The following is a 22,008-nucleotide window of genomic DNA, read 5'->3' on the forward strand; positions in this document are numbered from 1 at the left end:
ATTTATATTTTATATTAACTTATGAAAAGTAACTTATTTATGAATATACAGTTAACCTGCACTTTCACTTCAGCCAAGTGCAATCCAACAATCCAATTCCAACTCATATACGAACCAAAGAATTAGCCATATTATCGAATAATCAGGAGGAAACAATCATGAATACGACGTATCAAATCCCTGCCACAACCCATCTGGGTGAAGTGAGTCTACGAATTATGAACCTTGACCGTTCGATCCAGTTTTATACCGATGTGGTTGGCCTGAGATTACTGGAACGGAGTGGAAAAGTAGCTACATTAACAGCCGACGGAAAACAGTCCCTGCTGCGATTGGAAGAGTTGACGGATGGAATTACCCTGCCTGAACGCTCACACGCCGGCTTGTATCATTTCGCCATCCTGTTGCCGGACCGCAAGTCCCTGGGTCTTGCTCTTCGTAATCTGGCCGCATCCGGTATCGAAATCGGACAAGGCGATCACCTCGTCAGTGAAGCCTTCTATATCGCCGATCCCGATCAGAACGGGATTGAGATCTATGCTGACCGGGCACGTGATACCTGGAAACGGGATCGCGACAATAATTACGTGATGGCAAGTGATCCTGTGGATGTAGAAAGTCTGTTTGCCTTATCGGAGAATGAACCTTGGCAGGGGCTGCCTGCTGGCACAGTCATTGGTCACGTACATTTCCATGTCCGTAGCCTGGAAGAGTCTCGCAACTTCTACACCGGTATACTTGGTTTCGATATCGTGGGCAACTTCGCCAACATGTCTGCGCTGTTTGTTTCCGCAGGCGGTTATCATCACCATCTGGGACTTAATATCTGGGCAGGTTCGAACGCACCTGTCAATCCAGATAACGCTACTGGAATCGACTACTTCACCATTGTTTACGCCACAAAGGAAGAAGTTGAACAGGCACTTGAGCAATTGCGTCAATCCGGCGCAGCCGTTACACAAGTGGAGGGTACCTGGTTTACGGTAGACCCACAGAACATCCGTGTACGTCTAACCACTGCAAACTGATCTTGTTTGCGCGTTACAGTTAATTTAACTAACATCCAGTATTCTTCATCATTCGATTCCAATCGCTCACGGGTCACATGAGCAAGCCCGGATAGCTGTTTTCTCTACATCACAGAGAGATCGGCTATCCGGGCTTTTTGGTTGCCTATTTATAAAAATGGCACAATTGGCGCATCCTATCCATATACACAGACAAGATACGTTAAGGAGATACCTTATGATTGAAAAGGGGCGCTTAACTGTTAGGCAGCTCGCTTCACTAATGTTCCTGTGCACGATTGGCGAGCAAATTCTGGTCTTTCCTTCCATGATTACATCCTACGCACAGCAGGATGCCTGGTTATCAGCCTTGTTGGGAGTCGCAGGCGGCTTCGGCATACTCTTCATTATGCTTGTTACCTACAAACTGCATCCCCGATTGAATCTGATCCAGAATGCCCTTCGTACACTGGGACCTTGGATTGGGGCCTTGTTCAGCTCTTTTTATCTCTTTTATTTCCTGATCAGCACCTCAACGTTCATTAGGGAAATTGGCGATTTTATGTCTACCCATATCTTGCCGGAATCTCCACTGATGGTTCTGCATTTGGCTTTTATGTGTGCGCTTGTCTGGGGACTTCTAACGGGTCTGGAGAGCATCGGCAAGAGTGCGGAGGTCTTTCTTCCTCTGGTCGTGTTGTTTCTGCTTATTCTGACGGTGTGTCTAATCCCCCGTATACATTTGGCCAACATCCAACCTGTGCTTTCACGTGGCTTGCTTGATCCACTCAAAGGTTTTGTCGCTGTACTCACATATCCCTACTGTGAGCTTTGCATCTTCATGATGCTCTTTCCCTACACCAAAAATGAACCCCATCTGGAGAAGGACATCCTGTTAGCGGGTACGATTGGCGGATTGTTACTCACACTCACGCTGAGTATGTGTCTGCTTGTTATGGGACCATGGATGACACAGCATCACTGGTTCGCCTCATTCAACCTTTCACAGAAGATCAATATCGGAAACTTCATGCAACGGATTGAGGCCTTTATGGCATCGGTCTGGATTATAGCCGTGTTCTTCAAAACCGCGCTGTTCTTCTACAGTTTTGTTCTGGGCATCGCTCACCTGTTTCGCTTGTCCAGTTATCGTTCACTGATCCTGCCGAGCTCCATGCTTATTCTCGCCATGTCCATTCTGATTGCTCCGAACGAGATCTTTTATCTCAAAGTGGTCATCCCATACTGGATTGACTGGGATCTGACCTGTGGCATTGCGCTTCCGTTAGTGCTCATTCTGGTACATCATATGAAGTCCCGTTTCAGAAAATATAACAAGCTTTCCAATTAACCTGTGCCAACGGGTTAGTACGAGAAAGGAGTTCTCCATGTTCAAACCGTTGATTCCGTTCGAACCCATATCCCGGGATACCTTACCCACAGGACCGCAATGGATTGCTCAAGTGAAGTGGGATGGCGTTCGCATGCTTGCCTATGAGGATGGGCAGGAGCTGCGCCTCGTGAATCGCAGATTACATGAACGAACCGCTCAATATCCCGAGCTGGTAACACCACGTAATCTATGCTCTGGTTCCTCGTATATTCTGGATGGAGAAGTGATTGCACTGGACCCTAACACCGGAAAACCTTCGTTTTATCACGTTCTGCGGCGGGATCGTATGAGCAGGCCCGAAGGTATCGCCCAAGCTGTACACCAGATTCCGGTTACTTATATGGTATTTGATATCCTGTTCTATGAGGGGAAATGGGTCACAGATCAGCCATTGGCCGATCGACAACGTCTGTTGCACGAGGTTCTCAACACGGCTCCACACGTTCAAGAGGTAACAAATACCCTTGATGCGGCTTCCCTGCTTACGGTCATGAGACAGCACCAAATGGAAGGAATCGTCTGCAAGGATCTAACAAGCAGCTATGGCATTCAGGGCAAGGATCAGCGCTGGCAGAAGGTCAAAATCATGCATGATGTATATGCCATGATCGGGGGTGTCACTTACCGGAGCGGTATCGTGAATGCCGTCGCGATTGGTGTATATGATGGGCCTGATTTTGTCTATATTGGTCATGTCGGGACTGGCAAGCTCAATTCCAATACATGGCGGGAACTTACGCATCAGATCGAACCTCTGATCAGGCAGGACAGGCCATTTCATAATATACCTGAGCGCAGTGCGGAGACCACCTGGGTTGAACCACGAATAGGTGTAAAAGTTCAATATATGGAACTGACACATCATCGCACATTGCGTCACCCCAGTATTCAGACCTTCGCGGATGTAACCCGCGAGGATTGCCTGGCGAACCAGCTTCTTCCATGATGAAGAGTTCGCTGCACTCGTGTTTCAGCCCATGTTTCAATAATTCATTAAGCATATAGGAGGTGTTCTGTTATGGCCCCCAAGATCCAAGGAACCATCATAATAGAAGGCACTGAGCTAACGGTCACGAACCCGGACAAGCTGTTATGGCCGGATGCGGGTGTCACCAAAGCCATCTATCTGCAAAAGCTGGCTGCCCTGGCTCCGTATCTGCTCACGTATACAAGCAATCGACTGCTCACCACCATAAGGTATCCTCACGGCGCTGGAGGGACATTTTTCTATCAAAAAAATGCTCCTGAACCTGTCCCGGATTACGTTCGGACTGAAGTACATGACGGTATCCGCTATGTGGTCATGAATGGTCTACCCGAATTGTTATGGCTTGGCAATCTGGCTGCACTTGAATTCCATCCTTCCCTGCATGCGATCGGAAGCACTCTGCCCTGTGAATGGATGATTGATCTGGACCCCTCTCAGGAACATGAACCCCGGATCATGCAAGCTGCACTCATCGTTGGCGAAACCCTAACTTCCCTTGGTCTGCGGTCCATTCCCAAAACTTCAGGCGCCACAGGCGTTCAGATTATCGTTCCGATTGTTCAGGGTGTAACCTTTGATGAATTGCGGGATATCGGATATTTTGTAGGCAAATATGTCACTCAGAAGCACCCGGATCTGTTCACACTGGAACGACTCAAAAAAGACCGTGGAGACCGGATTTATTTTGACTACCTTCAGCATTACGGTGGCAAAACCCTGGCAGCTCCTTATACGCCACGTGCCAAATCCGGCGCCACTGTCTCTACTCCACTGACCTGGGATGAGGTTCGTAAGAATGTCTCCATTCAGGATTATCATCTGATGAACATTATTGAACGACTGAATACAACAGGTGATTTGATCGCAGCCGTTGACCCCCAACCCGTTGAGCATATTCTCAAGCACTTGAAAAAAAAATAGCCGACTCCCTCATTACAAGGGTGTCGGCTATTATTATTCACGCGTATGAGGATCGCTAATGGATGCCTTTTTTCTTGAAACGTCCGCCCTTCACATCATGAATGTTACCGATAGCCACAAAGGCTTGCGGGTCCCAGTCTTCAACGATGGTCTTCAGCTTCGCTTCTTCCAGTCGGGTAATCACGACAAAAATGATCTTCTTCTCGTCCCCGCTGAATCCGCCCTCTCCATCGAGGAAAGTTACACCACGACCAAGACGGTCTGTCAGGGCTGAACCGATATCACGATACTTCTCACTAATGATCCATACCGATTTGGACTGGTCAAGTCCTTCATTCACGATATCAATCATCTTCATCGCAATGTAATATGCAATCATGGAATACAGGGCATTCGGCCAGCCGAATACAAATCCTGCTCCAGCGAAAATAAATACGTTAATAAACAATACGATCTGTCCTACAGACAACGGTGACTTCTCACTCAGCAGGATGGCCACAATCTCCGTGCCGTCCAGTGAACCACCTGAACGAATCACGAGTCCAACCCCCACACCCAGGATCAATCCGCCAAATACAGCTCCGAGCAATGGCTCTCCTGGTGTTAATGCAGGAACATGGTGCAATAATGAAGTCCCGATGGACATGACCACGATCCCCAGCAATGTGGATAACGCAAATGTTTTACCAATCTGCTTGTAACCCAGGATCAGGAATGGCAGGTTGAGCAAGGTCAGGAATAGTCCGAGTGGCAGATTCGTTAGCTCTGACACCATAATCGAAATCCCTGTAATTCCCCCATCAATGACGCCATTGGGCACAAGGAATATTTCAAGTGATACAGCCATCAGTGCAGCACCAATCAGAATCATTATAATACGTTGCAGCAACTTTAATGTAAACACCGAGCTTTTGACGCCCCGGTCAGGCTTGGATGTCAGTTCTTTAACCGTTACATTGGACATGGTATCCCCCCCGTTGGATCAGTATGTGAATCCATTTCATAAATCATTTAAATACTCCACGGGGAACTTACATATAGAGAACAAAAAATGGATTCTATACATACCCTGTCAGTACGAGCACAAGCACCTAAAGGCTATATGAAATGGATTCAAGATTGTCTTAATTCCGGTTTACACTTTCAAAAGAGAGCAAAAGGGAGCCTGTTTTCCCGCAGACTCCCCTCCTTCGCCAAGACATGATTTATATATCTATTATATCATAAAAGATCAAATTTGAGCAAAATAGTTAGCAAAAAGAAGATAAATTCACAAAAAGTGAACTTATCTTCAGAAATCTGGCCTAAATCGGCTAAAGAAGCGGAGAAAGCATCCGAGAAAGTATTTCTGCCCCTTTTTGCCGTCGTGAACGGCCCTGAAAAACCTTTAGGTCGATCTTGCTGGATACTGAAAGATCACGTTCAAAATCCGCCACCAGCCGATCCATCGAGGAGGACTCAAACAGCACGGCTGTCAGTTCAAAGTTGCAGAAAAAACTGCGCATATCCATATTGGCTGTCCCTACAGTGGCGAGTAGTTCATCCACAATCATGACCTTGGCGTGTATGAATCCTTTTCGATACTGATAAAACTCTACCCCAGCCAGAAGCAATTCCTCCACGTAGGAGACGGATGCGAGATGAACAAGACGTGAATCAGACTGGTATGGAATAATAATTTTAACGTCAACACCGCTGACAGCGGCGGTTTTGAGTGCTTCGTACAGTGCTGGATCCGGAATAAAATAAGGGCTCGTAATATAGATGCGATCACAGGCTACGGAGATGGCACCGAAACACATTTCCTGAATGGCATCCCAGTCCTGATCAGGCCCACTGGCCAGGATCTGAATTCGCTCCTGACCACTGCATATATGGGGTGGAAAGAGATCTATCAATTGAGATTTAGTGATCTGCTCACCTGAAGCCAGCTTCCAGTCGTTCAGAAATGTGTTTTGCAGGAAATATACGGCGTCCCCTTCAAGCTGCACATGTGTATCCCGCCAGAACCCTATCTTCGGGTATTTCCCAAGGTAATCATCCCCCACATTAATGCCGCCAACGAATCCTACCCTTCCATCCACGACAATAATTTTACGGTGATTCCGGTAATTCACCCTTCGATCAATAGTGGCAATCAGTGGAGGAAGAAAGTAATGGAATTCGACGCCAGCGTCCTGGAGTTCACGGATAAACCCCCTGCTCATTTTGTGGCTCCCCAATCCATCACAGATAAACCGAACCCTGACTCCCTCCTGTGCCTTGCGGATCATAACTTCCTGAAACTTGGTACTGATGGCATCATCCCGAAAGATGTAAAATTCCACATGCAAATGATGTTTCGCCTTCTCCATCTCCTTCAGCATGGCCGGGAAGGCCTCTCTGCCATTGGTTAGCACTCGACTTCTGCTACATCCCGTTATAGGACTCTCCGACAGATGAGACAACAGGTTGAATAACCGCTGTTGGTGCATAAAGCGATTCTCCGGCATGTCTGTTGCCTTTTCCACAATGTAAGCCTGTTCCCAAATCGTTTCCCGAATTTCTCTGAAAATTCTCGACCCTGCTTTACGAACCTTTTTCCGTTTGTTAAAGTCCTGTGCCACAAAGTAATACACAACAAAACCAATTGGAGGTACACAAAACAATATAAATAGCCAAGCCACCGCTTTTGACGGATTCCTGAACTCCAGGATTAAAATGGTGGCTGCCTGAAAAATGAATATGATTAATATCATGACCAGCCAAAACATCCGGCTTCCCCCTTGGTGACAATCTCTTCGTTTTCCTCACTTACACAGCTTTGACGATTAAGCCTACAGCTAATCATAGATACCCAATGTCAGCCCTGTTCGTAACGTTTACTTAGATAAAACTTTACATAAGCATGCAGAATACTTGTTTCTGGTAATCGTAATTTCTGATCCTTGGGTGTATATTCTGACTGTGTTCCCTTCTACATATCAAATTAATGATGGAACAGAACCGCATGGTAACAGCAATCTGCTCCCTTTCGCTTCCAGACTCTTCCTCTTTTCTTTGTCGGGAGGTGGTCTTCTTACGTAAAATTAGATATAATACTCGTTAAAAACTTATTACCTAAAGGAGAAGAGCAGTGAATGGAAAGTGAGAGGTATGCGTTAAATTTAGTAATGGTTGCTTTTTTGATAGGACTTTCGGCGTTTTTTGTTGCAGTGGAATTCGCTCTGGTGCGGGTTCGACCGAGCCGGATCGACCAAATGATTGCAGAAGGAAACAAGCGTGCGCTGGCTGTTAAACAAGCCGTTGCCAATCTGGACGGATATTTGTCTGCCTGCCAGCTTGGAATCACGATCACATCTCTGGGACTGGGCTGGCTGGGTGAACCGACGGTAGAGAAGATTCTCCACCCTGTGTTTGAAAGCTTGCAAATTCCTGAGGCGGTTTCTTCATTCTTATCGTTTGTTATCGCGTTTGCTTCCATCACGTATCTGCATGTTGTGGTTGGTGAACTCGCTCCAAAAACGATTGCAATCCGGAAAGCCGAAACTGTTGCACTGCTGACGTCTACACCTATCATCTGGTTTAACCGAATTATGTATCCTTTTATCTGGCTGTTAAACGGCTCAGCGAACCAACTGGTGAAACTGTTCGGAATCAAACCTGCTTCCGAGCATGAAGATGCACACTCCGAAGAAGAGTTGCAGATCATTATTAATGAAAGCTTTGAAAGTGGTAAAATCAACCAAGCTGAGTTCGGTTATGTAAGCCGGATCTTTGCTTTTGATGAAATGTTAGCCAAAGAAATCATGGTACCCCGGACCGATATGGTCTGCCTTTATGTGAATAGAACAAACGAGGAAAACCTGGAGATCATTCGTGAAGAGCAATATACCCGTTTTCCAGTAGTTAATGAGAGTAAGGACGATATCATCGGTATCATTAATACGAAGCAATTCTTCCTGGAACTTTACGGAAATGATGAACCTGTCGATCTGTCCTCTCTGATTCAGCCTGTATCAGCTGTTCACGAAACAACTCCTGTAAAGGACTTGCTCAAGAAAATGCAGAAAGATGGCGTTCACATCGCCGTGCTGGTGGACGAATATGGAGGTACTTCCGGAATTGTAACTATCGAGGATGTACTTGAGCAGATTGTTGGTGAGATTCGAGACGAGTTCGACGCAGACGAAGTAGAGGATATCCAGGTCATCAATGAGAACTATGTCATTATGGATGGCAAGGTTTCCTTATCGAAGGTGAATGACATGTTCATGTCCAGCCTGGATGCAGATGAGTGGGACACCATTGGTGGATGGCTCTACAGCCATCGTCCCGAGATGAATGAACAGGAAGAATATGATTTCGAAAATCTGATTTTTGTTTTGCTGGAAAAAGACAAGAATCGGTTCTACAAAGTGGCCGTTGTTCCCAAGGAACCACTGACCATGTCTGATTACACTGACGAAGATGAGAAGAAGGCCTAATCGGGCTAAATAAAGCGACCTTATATATAATAAGAAGAGCACTTACCTACATGGGTAAGTGCTCTTCTTATTATATATTATGTGATTCAAGAGCAAACATTAGTGGAGACACATGACAGAGTTGTATTACACATTCCATTCAGAGTTCCGTCTTATCCTCGACAATCCGATAATGGATTTTGCGAACTACAATTTTCAGGATCATATATAACGGAATCACGATAATCATGCCCAAGATATTTCCCAGATCGGCACCTACGAGAAGCAAGATAACGGTAGTCAGTGGATGTATATCGAGCTGCTTGCCATATACGTAAGGTGAGATCAGGTTATCCTGAATTTGCTGTGCGATCACAATAATAACCAGTGACCAGATCGCCATCGAAGGTGATTCAATAAACGCGACAATAACGACCGGGATCGCTGCCAGCAAAGCCCCCACATAAGGAATAAAGTTTAGGATAATGGATACGACGGTCAGCAGCAATGCATAAGGCAAACCTAAGATGAGAAAACCGATGTACATCAGAATCCCCAAGGCTACATTAACAATAACCCGGCCGACGATATAACTGCTTAGTGCTTCATCGATCTCATGGACGGTTTCTTCTCCATCCTTGCGATAATGTCTTGGCAATAACAAGGTTAGATTCGTCCCAAACTTGCTTCCCTCCTTGAGCATGTAATAGAGCATGATCGGGAACGTTGCCAAAATAATAACCAGATTGGATACCACCGAGAATAACCCGGAGACATAATCAGTGACCTGAGTGATTCCTTGGCTCAGATAATCTGATAATCGCGCGAACAGATCGGAGTCCTCCGGCAGATACTTGGCGATGAAACGATTATTCTCAAGTCCAGCCAACTGCTCGCTGAGCGAAGCAATCAACGCTGGAGCATTCTCCACAAAGTTCATCAGTTGTTCACGCAGGGAAGGCCATACGAGCACACTGAAACCTGCAAGCATTAATGCAATCACGACATAAATAATCAGAACCGACAGTGCACGCTTGATCTTATGCCTTTCCATATAATCGACGAGCGGGCGCAGCAGATAATAGAAAAAACCAGCAATCAGTAGCGGAATGATGATGATATGAATCAGTGAGGTCAGGGGTCTGAAAATAAAATTCACTTTATCCCCCAGATACACGATGAGCAGCAGCAGAATAATCGCTGTGCATATGCGGTAGAACTTGTTGTTTATCAAGAAACGTGATCCCTCCATGCGCTGCTCTGCCAAAGTGACTGCGGCGGTGATATGTATATCTAGTTATGAGAGCTTTTTTCATAAATCCCCTGAGCGTCTTCCAATCAGCAAGATAGAGATCGAAATGATCCTATTCGTCTATATCTTGTACCCGTGAGCGGTGAAATTCGAATTATGAAAAACGCTACTGATACTAAGTACCCTTAAATGACAGTCATGCCACAGCCGATGCTGAATATACACTTTTTTCTTCTCAAAGCAGAATTGGAGCAAAAAAAAAAGAAGCAGGCGTTAGCCTGCCACATCTCTTTTGCTGAATACTACCCAGGAAATCACCATGAAAATAATATAATACACGGCGAGAACTGCAATGGAGAAACCAAGCGTCATTCCTGCACTCGGACCACCCATTAGCGCAAAATCCTCCCCGGAGGTCATGTATTTGCTAAGATCCATGTTGTTGAATAGAACATACTTGGCCCACTCATAACGGTCCGGGTTGAATATGAGTGAGAAGATACTTTGCGAGAACATAATGAACAAGGATAATCCAATCGCAAGTGCGCCTGAACGAAATACGGAGGATACCATGAAGGCAATCGCAAGCGTAATGAACAGATCGACGTACAGATATCCCCATAGCGTCAGAGCATTCGTAGCCGGACTACTGCTTCCACCCGGAGCATCATGCGAGAAAAGAATATAGGACGTTAACATCGCCATCACGATGACCAGCAATGTACTCAAAATGCTAAAGCCAACTACAGTCAGGTATTTGGAAGCTAGCACTTTGCTTCGTGACCATGGACGGATCAGCAATAGCTTAATGGTTCCCCAGGTGAATTCGCCTGCGACCGATTCCGCTGCAATCACGACACAGAAGATCGTGTTCAGGAAAAACGTAATCTGGATGGTCGTCACAGCCGCTTCCCAGTACAAGACTTCATTGGACCCCATTCCTTCTCGAAGTAACACTGGCATTAACAGCGAGATCAGCGCCAGAATCGATAACATGATCCAGGTACGGGGACGACGGAAAATTTTCATATTTTCATTCAATATCAGATTACCGAAACTACCCAATGCCTCCACCCCCAGTTACTTGCAAGAATTGTTCTTCCAGAGTGTGAGTCACGTTACGAATACCGTATACCTGAAACCCTTCGCTAACCAGTTTGGCATTGATATCCGGAATCTGCTCACGAGACACCCGCATCACCAGGACATTGCCCTGTACGGTAGCACCCTGAATCAGATCCGCAGCGCGGTCAGCATCATTCAGCTCAAAAGCAACTTCAATTAATGCATCCGAACCAGCTTCAGCCCGAAGGTTTCTTACATCAATCAACTTGCCGTTCTGGATGATGGCCACGGTATCACACATCAGTTCCATCTCCGACAACAGATGGCTGGATACGAAGACCGTAATGCCTTCCTCTTGGGTAAGCTGACGCAAATAATCTCTCAGTTCCCGTATGCCTTGGGGATCCAGACCATTGGTCGGCTCATCCAGAACAAGCAGCTTCGGTTTATGTAATATCGCTTGTGCAACACCCAGACGCTGGCGCATACCCAGTGAGTAGGTTTTGACCTTATCGTGAATCCGAGCCGTAAGCCCCACACGTTCAATCGTTTCCGCAATCCGTTCTTTCGTAACTCCCGGCGACATGCGGGCAAAGTGAACGAGATTCTGGTACCCGGTCAGAAACTTGTACATCTCCGGATTTTCCACAATGGCTCCTACCTGGGCCACCGCCTGTTCAAACTCATCCTTCACACTGTGTCCCGAGATCAAAATGTCGCCTTTACTAATGGACATCAGTCCAACCATCATTCGAATCGTCGTTGTTTTCCCCGCGCCATTAGGTCCTAAAAAACCAAAAACCTGCCCCGGAGAAATATCCAGAGTCAGGTCACTGACCAATGATCGGGAGGATATGATTTTGCTGACGCCCTGAATCCGGACGACCGGCTCCTGCTGCATTCAATCCCCTCCTTCATGGACGAGCATATACTTCATGCCCGTTTCTCATATGAACATAGTGTATCATAATCTTTAGTATATTGTCCCGCAAACTGGGATTTCCCCTGACGTTTCGCTTCAACTACACACGCTTCACAGCATCCAAGCGGCATCTCACTCCGGTAGAATCCGGTGCGAAATACGTGATTGCCTCCATTGCCCTCTTCCTTCATTTCGACAGAGCTTCTAGTGACCGACACAATCATCCCACAACTGACACAGTAAAAGCGGCCCGTTTCGATCAATGATATTCCTTCCCCTCACAAGGAGCTTAGAAGTCCCTGTTATTTGTCGTTAGACGCTGAAAATTGATACATTTTGTATCTACCTCGTAATTTACTTGACACCGGGACTAATGTCAAGGCTTTAGAGCCATGAAATAATGTAAAATACAAAAAAAGCTCCATAAATGCGACAAAAGTCTCGCATTTACAGAGCTTGATGTTAGGTAAATGATACAATTCGGTTCAATGTATGTGTAAATATTATTATCCCATAGTTCCAGTTGCTTTCACGACAATGCTTCATCATTCACTGTCATTTTCCTTCGGGTTATCCTCATTCTTTGAATCTGGATAATACCAGAGTAAGGTCCACTCATGCCCATCCTCTACCAGATAACATGTTTGCACAATATCGAATTGCCCAAAGGTTCCTGAGTACGTCTGAGTAACCCGGATTCTGTAGGCTTCGGAGAATGGCTTCACGCCATCCACTACCGTTACATCAAACTCACGCTCCGGCTCTTCCATCTCCAGTTCAAAGGTCTCCACGCCAAAATGCTGCATGAATATATGTGCTCGGTTCTGTACATATGCGCTCTTGGGAAACCGCTCTTTCATCAGGGGATGAAACAATTCCCACGAACTGCCAAAGTCACCCGACTGCTCGTATTTGTAAAACTCTTCGGCAATAGCAGCAGCTTCATCCGGTGTATCTGCCCGAAATAAATACGGAATGGTTCTGCCGATCAACCATAGCAATATCAAAATGATTGCTATGAAGCCTATCTTCTTGAGCAAAGCATTCCTATTCCTTCTTCGCAGCATGTCTCACACCCCTCCTTGTCCTACTCCATACACTTTATGATGGATAGCAGACAAGTAGAAGCTAGAAGCGGGTTCTGAAGGCAGCATTTCCTGGGAAATCACTTATCGTGAACTGAATCACGCCTTCCTTTTCTGATTCTGCGGGTGATGGACAGAAGCCATGCATATACGGCAATCCCACAGCAACCACCAAGCAAGTCCAATCCAACATCACGTATCGAGCTTGTCCGATTCGGGCTGAACTGCTGAATATACTCATCAATGGATGCGATGATAAGTACCACAGCCAGAGCAGCTACAATACAAGTCATGATGCGAATTCTCCTGTATCGCAGCCCGCCATACACAAGCATGGCGAGCACAGCGTATACAAATAGATGCGCACTTTTGCGAAAGATGAACTCTGCAAAATCATACGGCCTTTGCTTTAGTGAATACTGATACTCCCCATATGTGAATTGAATATCAGGAAGTACGAAGCCAATCTGCACTTTCTGGGACCATTTATGAAGCCAGGGCTGAATGTCCTGCTGCTGAGAGGATTGGGTCGACATGGACCAGATGACCAGAATCCAGATCACAATCAGCAACAGAGCTATAAGAAACCCGTACGTTCTTCGAACATGCCTTTGTCTCGTGCGCCCGGAACCCTCCTCCATCATATGATTCATCACCACTTTCATATCTCTTTCTTTATTCTAATGAACCTACATACATTCCTCTGCCATTCGTACCTACATATACCTGACCATAGATTTGACGGTCTGCCGCCATAATTTGCGGTTCATTACCAAGCCCAATTCCAGCACCTAAAGGACCTATATTGTTCCAGGTTACCCCCATATCATCTGAACGGAAGAATCCATTCACATTATTTACGGTCCCATATACATAGACGGCTGGAACCAATTTGCCTGGCTGAGCCTTTCCAAAGGCAAATAATTTGGAATTCTGTACGCTCTGGATCTTGGAAAATGTATTTCCTGAGTTCGTCGATGCATATAGTCCATCAGTTCCCAAACTTACCCATACGGCATTCGCCACACCAGGTGCAGCCTCGACTTTAATGGAGCTCGTATTGATATCCGTATTAACAGGAAGGCGAACCGCATTGGCTTTGGACCAGTTGGCACCTGCATCTGTTGAGCGATACAGATAACCAGCAGCATACATATAAAATTTATATCCATTGATGCGATCGGCAGCCAGTGGATGATTATAGGCGAAGACCATATTCCCCCCGATAGCCTGAAAAGGGGCACCGTTCATATTTTGCCATGTTGCGCCACGATTCGTGCTTCTGACCGGATTACCGGTCTGGGGGTAATAAACAATTACATTCGGATTAATGGCCGAGTAGGCGACCCTCCCCAGTTTGGAGCCAGCCGGAACATTCATTGGAGTTACGGTAACTCCGTTATTGGAAGAGACAAATAAACGTGTGGTCGTACCATACCAGTCGCTGCTTCCCAGAAATATCATGTAATTCGGATTTGCTTCATGATAGTCAATACTTACAATTTCTCGCATACCCGCGAGCGGGATTTTATTGAGAGGAACATCGGATACATTCTCATGTCTAAATCCGATCTGATCTGTTAAACCGCTAAAAAATGAAACACCTTGAGGGGGTGTGGATGCAGTCAGCGCAACGACTTCTTCATGACCATCGGTAATGGCTTCCCAGGTACTCGCAGTACTTCCAGTCAATCCATTTGTACCATTAATGTTGTCTGTCTTGTACACGCCAAACCAGTCTGTAGCGTATACGGTGCCCGGATTATGTGGATCAAACTTGATACTGGATGTCGCTGAGAAAAACATGTTGGGTGTCCACCATGATGGTTTGGATACCAGCGTTTTGCTCACTGTTGTCCAACTCTGTCCGCCATTAACGGAACGATACAGGGGCAGATTATCCCCACCTGTTCGAACGGCTGCCAGGATGTGATTATCATTATTGGGATCAATCGTGATTCCATAATAAGATGAGTAACTGGAGCTGGGTGTTATATTCGTCCACTGCACACCATTGAACTTGTAAACGCCTTGATTATCCGTGGTCACATACAACGTCCCGTTCTTCGCCACAGTCATACGTGCAGGATATTCGGGACTTCTCCCGGTAAGCTGCCAGGTGGTCTGCCCATTGCTTCTTGGTGCTTTGCTATACACACCAACGCCGCGAACCCCCGCATACACAACTTGACCTTGCTTCGTCACGGGATTCAATCCATAAGCTACACTCCGAATTCCCTCACCGGACAGCCCGCTCGGTACATCCCATACCTTGCTCCACGTTGCTGCACCATCACTGGAAGTGTACAATCCATCATATCGTGTACCCACGTGCAGGTAATTGGAGTTCGTGGGATTGACGGCGATGCTCTCTCCCATAGCTCGATGGATATTTCCATTCGATTCATTCCGAAGATTAAGTCCGGTTCGAATCCAGGTTTCTCCCCGATCTGTGGATTTCAGAATATCGCTCGGCCCCACGTTCCCATACTTCCCAGCAGCGATATACACGACATTGGGGTTTTGCTGATCCAGCGCAATTCCATCCACGCCGTACAGATTGCTGTCCTCATCTCCAAAATGATCCAGTAGTGGAACCCAATCTCCCGAAGTTACATCCAGTCGGTAAGCTCCTCCAACGTCAGTTCGAGCGTAAACCAGATCAGGCTCAGTCGGATGAATGACCACCCCCGTAACGTACCCCCCGCCACCAATAGGTATATTATTCCACTGATAGTTTTGAGCTGATTGAACATAATTGGTACTTGCCGGTATCATGAGCATATACATTAGTAGCACAATCAGGGACAATTTCATTAGCCTGGAGATACGCATCTGGTTCACCGCCCTATCCGATCATTTTGAATGTTCTTCAATCATCTGATGTATCCTGTCTCGTTCCGACTGTTCCACGATATAGTAATACACTCCGTCTATTTTCTTGCCCGCGCCTTTAATCTCAACGGATTCAATATGATCCAGTACCGAACGATAATTGGAGAACATCTGCTTCATCTCATCAAATGTAACGTCGGTTCTGACGTGAGCACTGACTTCGTCCAGCAACGTCTCCAGTTGCAACACGTTGGATACCTGGACCGTATTCTTCAGCACTTGTTTGATGATCTCCCGCTGGCGGTCATTCCGCCCGAGATCTCCCTTCGGATCATCATAACGCATCCGCGAAAATCCCAAAGCAGCTTCACCATCCAGATGAATATTCCCTTGCTCGAACCGATAATCCTCATAGTCAAATGCAAACGGGTTATTCACATTCACTCCACCCACCATGTCGATGACTTGTGCAAAGCCCTCCATATTCACTTTCATGTAGTAGTGTATGGGGACGTTGAGCAATTGTTCCACGGTTTGCACAGCCATGTTAACACCACCAAAAGCGTAAGCATGATTGATCTTATCCTCTGTACCATGTCCTACAATACTTGTTCTGGTATCCCGGGGGATGTTAAACATGAGTACAGATTGTTTCGCAGGGTTGACACTCAATACAATCATGGTGTCGGAGCGCCCCCGATCATTGGAACGCTCATCCACACCCAGGATCAAAGCATTAAAAGGCTCTTCATTCTCCATATCCACAGGAAAATCTCCCCCGCCCCTCTGATCGACAATGGATACCTGTTTGATAGGTTCCCGGGGTTCATACATTTGATCCGCCGCTGATTTAACATGCAGATACAGATACACAGAATATCCAATCATGACGACTGCAATAAGGGAAATGGCACCTAATGTTATTTTGATCCCGCGTCTCATGGTATAGGCCTCCGTCAGATGACTGCCGTTTTTCTTCCATCAATATTGGTTAGACCTGGGCGACCAACAGAGTAGTATTGGAAGGACGTATCTTTGATCTGATCTTCTCCGTAGATGTTTCTTCCATCAATCAGGATGGGTTGATTCATATGCGCTGCCAACTCTGTCAGATTAACCTCCATGAACTCTTTCCACTCGGTCAGAACACACAGTGCATCTGCGCCTTCCGCCGCGTTCATGGCACGCTCTTCCCACGTAATGGATGGGGAATCCACCTCTTTGCGGAAGTTCTCGGTAGCGATGGGGTCATACGCCCGAATCACTGCCCCCTGCTCAAGCAAACGCTGAATGATCTCAATCGCTGGAGCATCACGAACGTCATCGGTATCCGGTTTGAAAGCGAGCCCCCAGATGGCAATCTCCTTCCCTTCGAGTGAGCCTAGCGCGTCTTCCAGTTTGCGAATTACGTTGAAGCGTTGATCTTTATTCACTTCCACCACGGACTTCAGCAGTTTGAAGTCATAATCCACATTACCTGCAATTTGAATCAGAGCCTGTGTATCCTTAGGGAAACAGGAACCTCCATAACCAATGCCTGCCTTGAGAAAGGAAGCACCGATTCGTCTGTCATATCCCATGCCTTCGGCAACGCGACTGACATCTGCACCTACTTTTTCACAGATGTTAGAGATTTCGTTGATAAATGAGATCTTGGTCGCCAGGAAAGCATTGGATGCATATTTAATCATTTCTGCCGAGCGAATATCCGTAACAATAATCTGATCGGTTAATGGCTGATGCAGCTCCTTCAGTGTGGCAACCGCCCGTTCGCTATGTGTCCCAATGACTATCCGGTCAGGATAGAGCGTATCCTGCACAGCGGTACCTTCTCGCAGGAACTCAGGTACCGATGCCATGTCGAATGGATGATTCGTCAAACTGCTGATCCATTCCTGAATGCGATCGTTGGTTCCGACAGGAACAGTGCTTTTAGTCATTATTATTTTATAATTATCCATATAAGAACCAATTTCTCGCGCGACAAGCTCAATAAAACTCAGATTCGCTTCGCCATTCGGCAGGGATGGCGTTCCGACCGCGATAATGATGATATCCGAACGACTGATGGCATCCTGAATGTTCGTGGTGAAGGATAGCCTTCCTGCTTTCATATTCGCATTCATGATGTCTTTCAGACCCGGTTCATAGATTGGAACATGACCGTCCGTCAGCATATTCACTTTTTCCACATTATTGTCGACACAGATCACGTTATTTCCCAGTTCCGAGAAGCATACGCCCGATACCAAACCCACATACCCTGTGCCAATCACCGTAATATTCATTCCATAATCTCCCCCATGTCCTAATGTGTTGGTTACGCGTGCTTCACATATGTCTGAACAATGTCCTGCCATTCGGTGGACACTCTAACGATATCTTCCTCAATCAGCTGGCTGCCGATCTGTACTTCAATGATCTCAAGTTCTGTAACTGCTCTGACGGAATGAAGCATACTCCGGTCAATGATCACCGTATCTCCCTGCCCGATCATTCGGCTCTGCCCATCCAGAATCAATTCCCCTGTTCCCGATACAACCGTCCATACCTCATTGCGGAGCAGATGATATTGATAACTCAGGTTTTTCCCGGCACTGATGCAGATTCGTTTGGTAAGAACCTCGCCGCCGGCTTCGTTTCTTGTATAATCCAGCACTCGGTAGCAACCCCACCTGCGCTCCTCATACATGGGGCGTTGATCCTCGTTCTTCAAGATTTCCTTGATCCGTGGGCTGGCTTCTTTGTCACTGACCAAAATGCCATCCGGACTCACGGCTACCACCACATCCGACAACCCCAATATGGCAACCGGAATGTTCAATTCATTGACCAGGTGAGTATTCAGGGAATCTCCCGTAATCCACCCTTTTCCTACAACCGAGGTTCCCATCTCTTCCGTGAGCGTGTTCCATGTCCCTAGATCCTTCCAAAAACCGTTATATGGAATAGCGATAATCTGATTCGCCTTCTCGACAACCTGGTAATCGAAGCTGATCTTGTTCAATCTTCCGTATTGCTTCAGCATTTCGTCATACTGTATGGGCAGTTCCATCTCAATGAGCAGATTAATCAAATAACCCAGCTTAAAGGCAAAAACCCCGCAATTCCATAATGCGGCCTGCTCAATCATGAGGGCCGCATCGGATTCGCAGGGTTTCTCCTGGAACTTCGCTACGTTCACGTATTCATTGTTATTTTCTTTGGAAGATACGGGCTGCGGAATGATATATCCGTACTTCTCAGACGGATACGTCGGCACGACCCCCATCAAGGCCAGATCAGCACCAGACTTATCAAGCATCTCCGGCAAGGTCGCCAGAACCTCAAAGAACTCTTTTTCAACAAAAGGATCTACTGGCAAGACGGCAATGGTCTCATTCAGACTCACACTCTCTACGGAATACAGATAGGATGCTGCGAGTGCAATCGCAGGAAACGTATCTCTGCGCTCAGGTTCCACGACCAGTCTTACATCGTCTCCTAGCTGTGAAGTCAAAATCTCCACCTGTGGCAAACTGGTCGCGATAAGCGCCTGTGATGCAAGTCCGGCATGATTCAGCTGTCGCCATACCCGCTGCACCATGGATTCCGGATTCCCCTCAGGCCCATGGAGTACTTTAAGAAATTGCTTGGATCTGGAATCGTTGGATAACGGCCAGAGACGCTTGCCAGAACCGCCGGATAACAGAATACTTCTCATAGGGCTGCACCATCCGAGAGCACAACCGTACTCGCTCCCTTGCCGGTCTCGGTTGGCTTGTTATATGTGCTGGTCTGATTGGACTCGAGTCTGCCTGCCGGATTGTTCTTCGTCCAGGCCGCATAATAATTCGAGTTCTTGCCATACGAATTATCCAGCAGAATGTTCGGTTGATCCAGGAGACAGGCCAGAATATGTCCATGCAGACGAGATGTCGTGATGGTCTGGTATTTATTGAATTCCTTAATGGCCGTATGTACCATCCGATCAGAGTATTTGTACCACAACCAGCGGGCAAAAGAGCTGCCTTTCCCTGACTTCAACCGGGATGTAATCATGCGAATGATCTTGCGGTCTACGCGGTTGTACAATGTCTCCCAGTCTTTAAACGTGGCCTTGGGTCCACTGACGGATTCGTAATGCACCTGATTCTGAGTCTTCTCAATGTCTTTACGGAAGAAATACAACATCTCTGCACTAGGCTGGCTCTTGGACTTAAGAGGCCACAACTGATGCGCCATATCCGGAGAAAGGTACACATTCGTTTGTTGAAACTCTTTACTCGCTATCTCATAAGATAAGGTGTCCCTGACAAAAAAGTGCACATCCTTATGACGATTGAATACTTGGGCTGTCTTTTTCAATTCAATATCACTCTTGTAAAACATCGTCTGAGGCAGAATGACAATCCGGTGATTCGGATGCTGGGCAATCATTCGTTCTCTCAATTTCTGATGGGCAGGGTACAGATCACCAAAGTTACCTCCCCCGTGCAACACAATCGTGATACCTTCCGGAACCTTAAGAGACAAAGGGCAATCCAGAATGCTGTATCTGGCACGCACTTGAATATCATGATCTCGGAAGAACGCTTCAGTACCTTTCATGATCAACAAGTCTCCACCATTACTGTGCACCGGGTAATCCAGATAATAGATCTCGGTACGCGGTGGAATGACCTTCAAAATCTGACGTAAATGTCCCTTCAACTCTTCCATTGGATGAATATTGTTAGTGCCCAGCATCTCCATCTCCTCCTTGGGTGACTCTTCTTCTTTTTTTGTTTAACCTTTCATAGAGAAACGGCAGATCTTCCTTGTCATAGAACATGGCGGCAAACTTCACCTTAAATACAATCTTCATCGCGGCCACAGTGACCACCATTCGTACAATGGACCCGATCAATAAGGCAAACGCAATTCCGTTGAGCCCCCACAGCGGGGTGAACACGAAGAACAAGGCCACCGTCACCGAGAGTGCAATAAGTTGTCTGATCATCACTAGCCCTGGTCGACCAAGTGCATTGAAGGCGGATGCCAGAATCCAGGAGCCACCACCAATGATGCATTCAACTGCCAAAATATAAAATGCGACGCTCGCTTCCAGAAATTCGGAGCCAAACAGAAGACCCATCAGGTAGTTCCCCACAAACATGGTCGGTATAACGATGATCATCATGACCATGAGCGAGATGCGGAAGGCTCTGCCGACCGTTCGAATAATCTGCTCTTGGGGTAATCCGGTCACTTTTGGGAAAACAACGTTACTGATCGCCGTTTGAACTGCATTGTAGATTCGGGACAGCGCAAATACAACGGAATACAATCCAAAATCACGCGGGGTGAGCAAAGCCAAGATAATGATTTTATCGAACTGGGTATACAATGTTCCTAGTAATTCAACGCCATACACCTTGCTGCCATAACCAAAAAGCTTCTTGGCCGAACTCTGGTCCACCCGATCCTTGAACCATCTCAGTCTTAATTCATTACGGTTGGCATAGATAGCCCATGCCACCACTGAGAAGCTGGTTACAAAATAGATCGCAGCCGCGAGCTGAATGCTCAGCATACCCAGGCCCCATAACACAAAAAGCCCGCCTACATTAAACAGGGGGATCATTAACCGGATACCATTATATACAGCGAATTTCTCTCGACTCTGCGAGAGGGCTGATATGAGATTGATGACAATGAGTACAGGAACCGTAGCAATCGTATACCATCTGGATATCTGCACAACCTCCGGCGGAAAGCTGGAGAGCCAGAACGGTAATCCAAACCAGGCCACAATACCAATGATGATGCACACCGGAACTTGAAAAAGAAAGCTTAATCGAACATACTGTGCACTCTTCTCGGTTGCGCTCTGTTTGATGTTATAAATGATAGAAGTTGGCAGTCCGAAACCGACCAATCCGGTTAAAAGCGCTGGCCAGAACAAGATGGCCGAGAATGCGCCCTTTCCCTCTACACCGAACATGCGTGACGTCAAAATGGAAGACAGCATCGTCAGTGTCATGACGAGCAGATTGGTTCCACTTGTCTGAAATATGGCACTCATTAAGCCGTTTCCTCTGAATACTTTGCGAAGTGCAACTTGCGCCATAGCG

At 46.6% G+C, this 22,008-nt stretch carries 19 protein-coding genes; 5 read left to right on the forward strand and 14 right to left on the reverse strand.

The annotated features are described in order from the left end of the window. Positions 1 to 158 precede the first annotated feature (158 nt). The 4 genes from FS628_RS07775 (at position 159) to ligD (ending at position 4,309) form a co-directional block, all read left to right on the forward strand. A complete protein-coding gene (locus FS628_RS07775; protein ID WP_145320537.1) occupies positions 159 to 1,028 on the forward strand; it encodes a VOC family protein in 870 nt (289 codons plus the stop codon). Between the two features lie 217 nt (positions 1,029 to 1,245). Next, a complete protein-coding gene (locus FS628_RS07780) occupies positions 1,246 to 2,358 on the forward strand; it encodes a GerAB/ArcD/ProY family transporter (RefSeq protein WP_186327740.1) in 1,113 nt (370 codons plus the stop codon). A 37-nt stretch (positions 2,359 to 2,395) separates the two neighbouring features. Beyond that, positions 2,396 to 3,346 carry an ATP-dependent DNA ligase gene (locus FS628_RS07785; protein ID WP_145320541.1) on the forward strand — a complete coding sequence of 317 codons (951 nt, stop codon included), beginning with the start codon at positions 2,396 to 2,398 and terminating at the stop codon, positions 3,344 to 3,346. A gap of 72 nt (positions 3,347 to 3,418) precedes the next feature. Next, positions 3,419 to 4,309, forward strand: coding sequence for a non-homologous end-joining DNA ligase (gene ligD, locus FS628_RS07790; RefSeq protein ID WP_145320543.1), 891 nt, complete (start codon positions 3,419 to 3,421; stop codon positions 4,307 to 4,309). Between the two features lie 55 nt (positions 4,310 to 4,364). On the opposite strand, the gene FS628_RS07795 is transcribed toward ligD, so the two are convergent. Further along, complete coding sequence (locus FS628_RS07795; protein ID WP_145320545.1) at positions 4,365 to 5,273, reverse strand: YitT family protein; 909 nt, start codon at positions 5,271 to 5,273, stop codon at positions 4,365 to 4,367. Between the two features lie 349 nt (positions 5,274 to 5,622). Then, complete coding sequence (cls, locus tag FS628_RS07800; RefSeq protein ID WP_145320547.1) at positions 5,623 to 7,062, reverse strand: cardiolipin synthase; 1,440 nt, start codon at positions 7,060 to 7,062, stop codon at positions 5,623 to 5,625. Between the two features lie 366 nt (positions 7,063 to 7,428). On the opposite strand from cls, the gene FS628_RS07805 reads away from it, so the two are divergent. Beyond that, positions 7,429 to 8,775 (forward strand): hemolysin family protein, encoded by a 1,347-nt coding sequence (locus FS628_RS07805; protein ID WP_145320548.1) that lies wholly within the window; start codon positions 7,429 to 7,431, stop codon positions 8,773 to 8,775. 139 nt (positions 8,776 to 8,914) lie between these two features. On the opposite strand, the gene FS628_RS07810 is transcribed toward FS628_RS07805, so the two are convergent. The 12 genes from FS628_RS07810 to FS628_RS07865 all read right to left on the reverse strand — a co-directional run bounded on the left by FS628_RS07810 (position 8,915) and on the right by FS628_RS07865 (position 22,004). Further along, positions 8,915 to 9,988, reverse strand: coding sequence for an AI-2E family transporter (locus FS628_RS07810; RefSeq protein ID WP_260870955.1), 1,074 nt, complete (start codon positions 9,986 to 9,988; stop codon positions 8,915 to 8,917). Positions 9,989 to 10,279: 291 nt separating this feature from the next. Next, positions 10,280 to 11,071, reverse strand: a complete 792-nt coding sequence (locus FS628_RS07815; protein WP_145320552.1) for an ABC transporter permease — start codon at positions 11,069 to 11,071, stop codon at positions 10,280 to 10,282. Beyond that, on the reverse strand, positions 11,064 to 11,972 hold the full coding sequence (locus FS628_RS07820) for an ABC transporter ATP-binding protein (protein WP_145320554.1): 909 nt from the start codon (positions 11,970 to 11,972) through the stop codon (positions 11,064 to 11,066). The genes FS628_RS07815 and FS628_RS07820 overlap by 8 nt, the downstream gene beginning before the upstream one ends. 32 nt (positions 11,973 to 12,004) lie before the next feature. After that, positions 12,005 to 12,256 carry a hypothetical protein gene (locus tag FS628_RS07825; RefSeq protein ID WP_143760279.1) on the reverse strand — a complete coding sequence of 84 codons (252 nt, stop codon included), beginning with the start codon at positions 12,254 to 12,256 and terminating at the stop codon, positions 12,005 to 12,007. Between the two features lie 282 nt (positions 12,257 to 12,538). Next, the gene (locus tag FS628_RS07830; RefSeq protein ID WP_145320556.1) at positions 12,539 to 13,060 is read right to left on the reverse strand and encodes a hypothetical protein; all 522 of its coding nucleotides are present in this window, start codon (positions 13,058 to 13,060) and stop codon (positions 12,539 to 12,541) included. Positions 13,061 to 13,158: 98 nt separating this feature from the next. Then, complete coding sequence (locus FS628_RS07835; protein WP_145320558.1) at positions 13,159 to 13,743, reverse strand: VanZ family protein; 585 nt, start codon at positions 13,741 to 13,743, stop codon at positions 13,159 to 13,161. A gap of 10 nt (positions 13,744 to 13,753) precedes the next feature. Next, positions 13,754 to 15,895 carry a WD40/YVTN/BNR-like repeat-containing protein gene (locus tag FS628_RS07840; protein ID WP_222125195.1) on the reverse strand — a complete coding sequence of 714 codons (2,142 nt, stop codon included), beginning with the start codon at positions 15,893 to 15,895 and terminating at the stop codon, positions 13,754 to 13,756. A 39-nt stretch (positions 15,896 to 15,934) separates the two neighbouring features. Further along, on the reverse strand, positions 15,935 to 16,855 hold the full coding sequence (locus FS628_RS07845) for an LCP family glycopolymer transferase (RefSeq protein ID WP_145320562.1): 921 nt from the start codon (positions 16,853 to 16,855) through the stop codon (positions 15,935 to 15,937). A 14-nt stretch (positions 16,856 to 16,869) separates the two neighbouring features. Beyond that, positions 16,870 to 18,201 (reverse strand): UDP-glucose dehydrogenase family protein, encoded by a 1,332-nt coding sequence (locus FS628_RS07850; protein ID WP_145320564.1) that lies wholly within the window; start codon positions 18,199 to 18,201, stop codon positions 16,870 to 16,872. Positions 18,202 to 18,233: 32 nt separating this feature from the next. Further along, the gene (locus FS628_RS07855; protein ID WP_145320566.1) at positions 18,234 to 19,616 is read right to left on the reverse strand and encodes a sugar phosphate nucleotidyltransferase; all 1,383 of its coding nucleotides are present in this window, start codon (positions 19,614 to 19,616) and stop codon (positions 18,234 to 18,236) included. After that, positions 19,613 to 20,641 (reverse strand): polysaccharide pyruvyl transferase family protein, encoded by a 1,029-nt coding sequence (locus FS628_RS07860; RefSeq protein ID WP_145320568.1) that lies wholly within the window; start codon positions 20,639 to 20,641, stop codon positions 19,613 to 19,615. Before FS628_RS07860 ends, FS628_RS07855 begins: the two co-directional genes overlap by 4 nt. Further along, positions 20,628 to 22,004, reverse strand: a complete 1,377-nt coding sequence (locus FS628_RS07865; RefSeq protein WP_145320570.1) for a lipopolysaccharide biosynthesis protein — start codon at positions 22,002 to 22,004, stop codon at positions 20,628 to 20,630. Before FS628_RS07865 ends, FS628_RS07860 begins: the two co-directional genes overlap by 14 nt. Positions 22,005 to 22,008: the final 4 nt, after the last annotated feature.

The sequence above is a fragment of the Paenibacillus xylanexedens genome, from assembly GCF_007676705.1.
In the GTDB taxonomy this organism is placed as follows: Bacteria; Bacillota; Bacilli; order Paenibacillales; family Paenibacillaceae; genus Paenibacillus; species Paenibacillus xylanexedens_C.

What these genes read in the sequence shown, in the direction of transcription:
- FS628_RS07785 (WP_145320541.1), top strand. Translation starts at nt 2,396, where the DNA reads ATGTTCAAACCGTTGATTCCGTTCGAACCCATATCCCGGGATACCTTA.
- FS628_RS07835 (WP_145320558.1), bottom strand. Translation starts at nt 13,743, where the DNA reads ATGAAAGTGGTGATGAATCATATGATGGAGGAGGGTTCCGGGCGCACG.
- FS628_RS07795 (WP_145320545.1), bottom strand. Translation starts at nt 5,273, where the DNA reads ATGTCCAATGTAACGGTTAAAGAACTGACATCCAAGCCTGACCGGGGC.
- FS628_RS07855 (WP_145320566.1), bottom strand. Translation starts at nt 19,616, where the DNA reads ATGAGAAGTATTCTGTTATCCGGCGGTTCTGGCAAGCGTCTCTGGCCG.
- FS628_RS07805 (WP_145320548.1), top strand. Translation starts at nt 7,429, where the DNA reads ATGGAAAGTGAGAGGTATGCGTTAAATTTAGTAATGGTTGCTTTTTTG.
- FS628_RS07860 (WP_145320568.1), bottom strand. Translation starts at nt 20,641, where the DNA reads ATGCTGGGCACTAACAATATTCATCCAATGGAAGAGTTGAAGGGACAT.
- FS628_RS07775 (WP_145320537.1), top strand. Translation starts at nt 159, where the DNA reads ATGAATACGACGTATCAAATCCCTGCCACAACCCATCTGGGTGAAGTG.
- FS628_RS07850 (WP_145320564.1), bottom strand. Translation starts at nt 18,201, where the DNA reads ATGAATATTACGGTGATTGGCACAGGGTATGTGGGTTTGGTATCGGGC.
- FS628_RS07820 (WP_145320554.1), bottom strand. Translation starts at nt 11,972, where the DNA reads ATGCAGCAGGAGCCGGTCGTCCGGATTCAGGGCGTCAGCAAAATCATA.
- cls (WP_145320547.1), bottom strand. Translation starts at nt 7,062, where the DNA reads ATGTTTTGGCTGGTCATGATATTAATCATATTCATTTTTCAGGCAGCC.
- ligD (WP_145320543.1), top strand. Translation starts at nt 3,419, where the DNA reads ATGGCCCCCAAGATCCAAGGAACCATCATAATAGAAGGCACTGAGCTA.
- FS628_RS07840 (WP_222125195.1), bottom strand. Translation starts at nt 15,895, where the DNA reads ATGAAATTGTCCCTGATTGTGCTACTAATGTATATGCTCATGATACCG.
- FS628_RS07780 (WP_186327740.1), top strand. Translation starts at nt 1,246, where the DNA reads ATGATTGAAAAGGGGCGCTTAACTGTTAGGCAGCTCGCTTCACTAATG.
- FS628_RS07865 (WP_145320570.1), bottom strand. Translation starts at nt 22,004, where the DNA reads ATGGCGCAAGTTGCACTTCGCAAAGTATTCAGAGGAAACGGCTTAATG.
- FS628_RS07830 (WP_145320556.1), bottom strand. Translation starts at nt 13,060, where the DNA reads ATGCTGCGAAGAAGGAATAGGAATGCTTTGCTCAAGAAGATAGGCTTC.
- FS628_RS07845 (WP_145320562.1), bottom strand. Translation starts at nt 16,855, where the DNA reads ATGAGACGCGGGATCAAAATAACATTAGGTGCCATTTCCCTTATTGCA.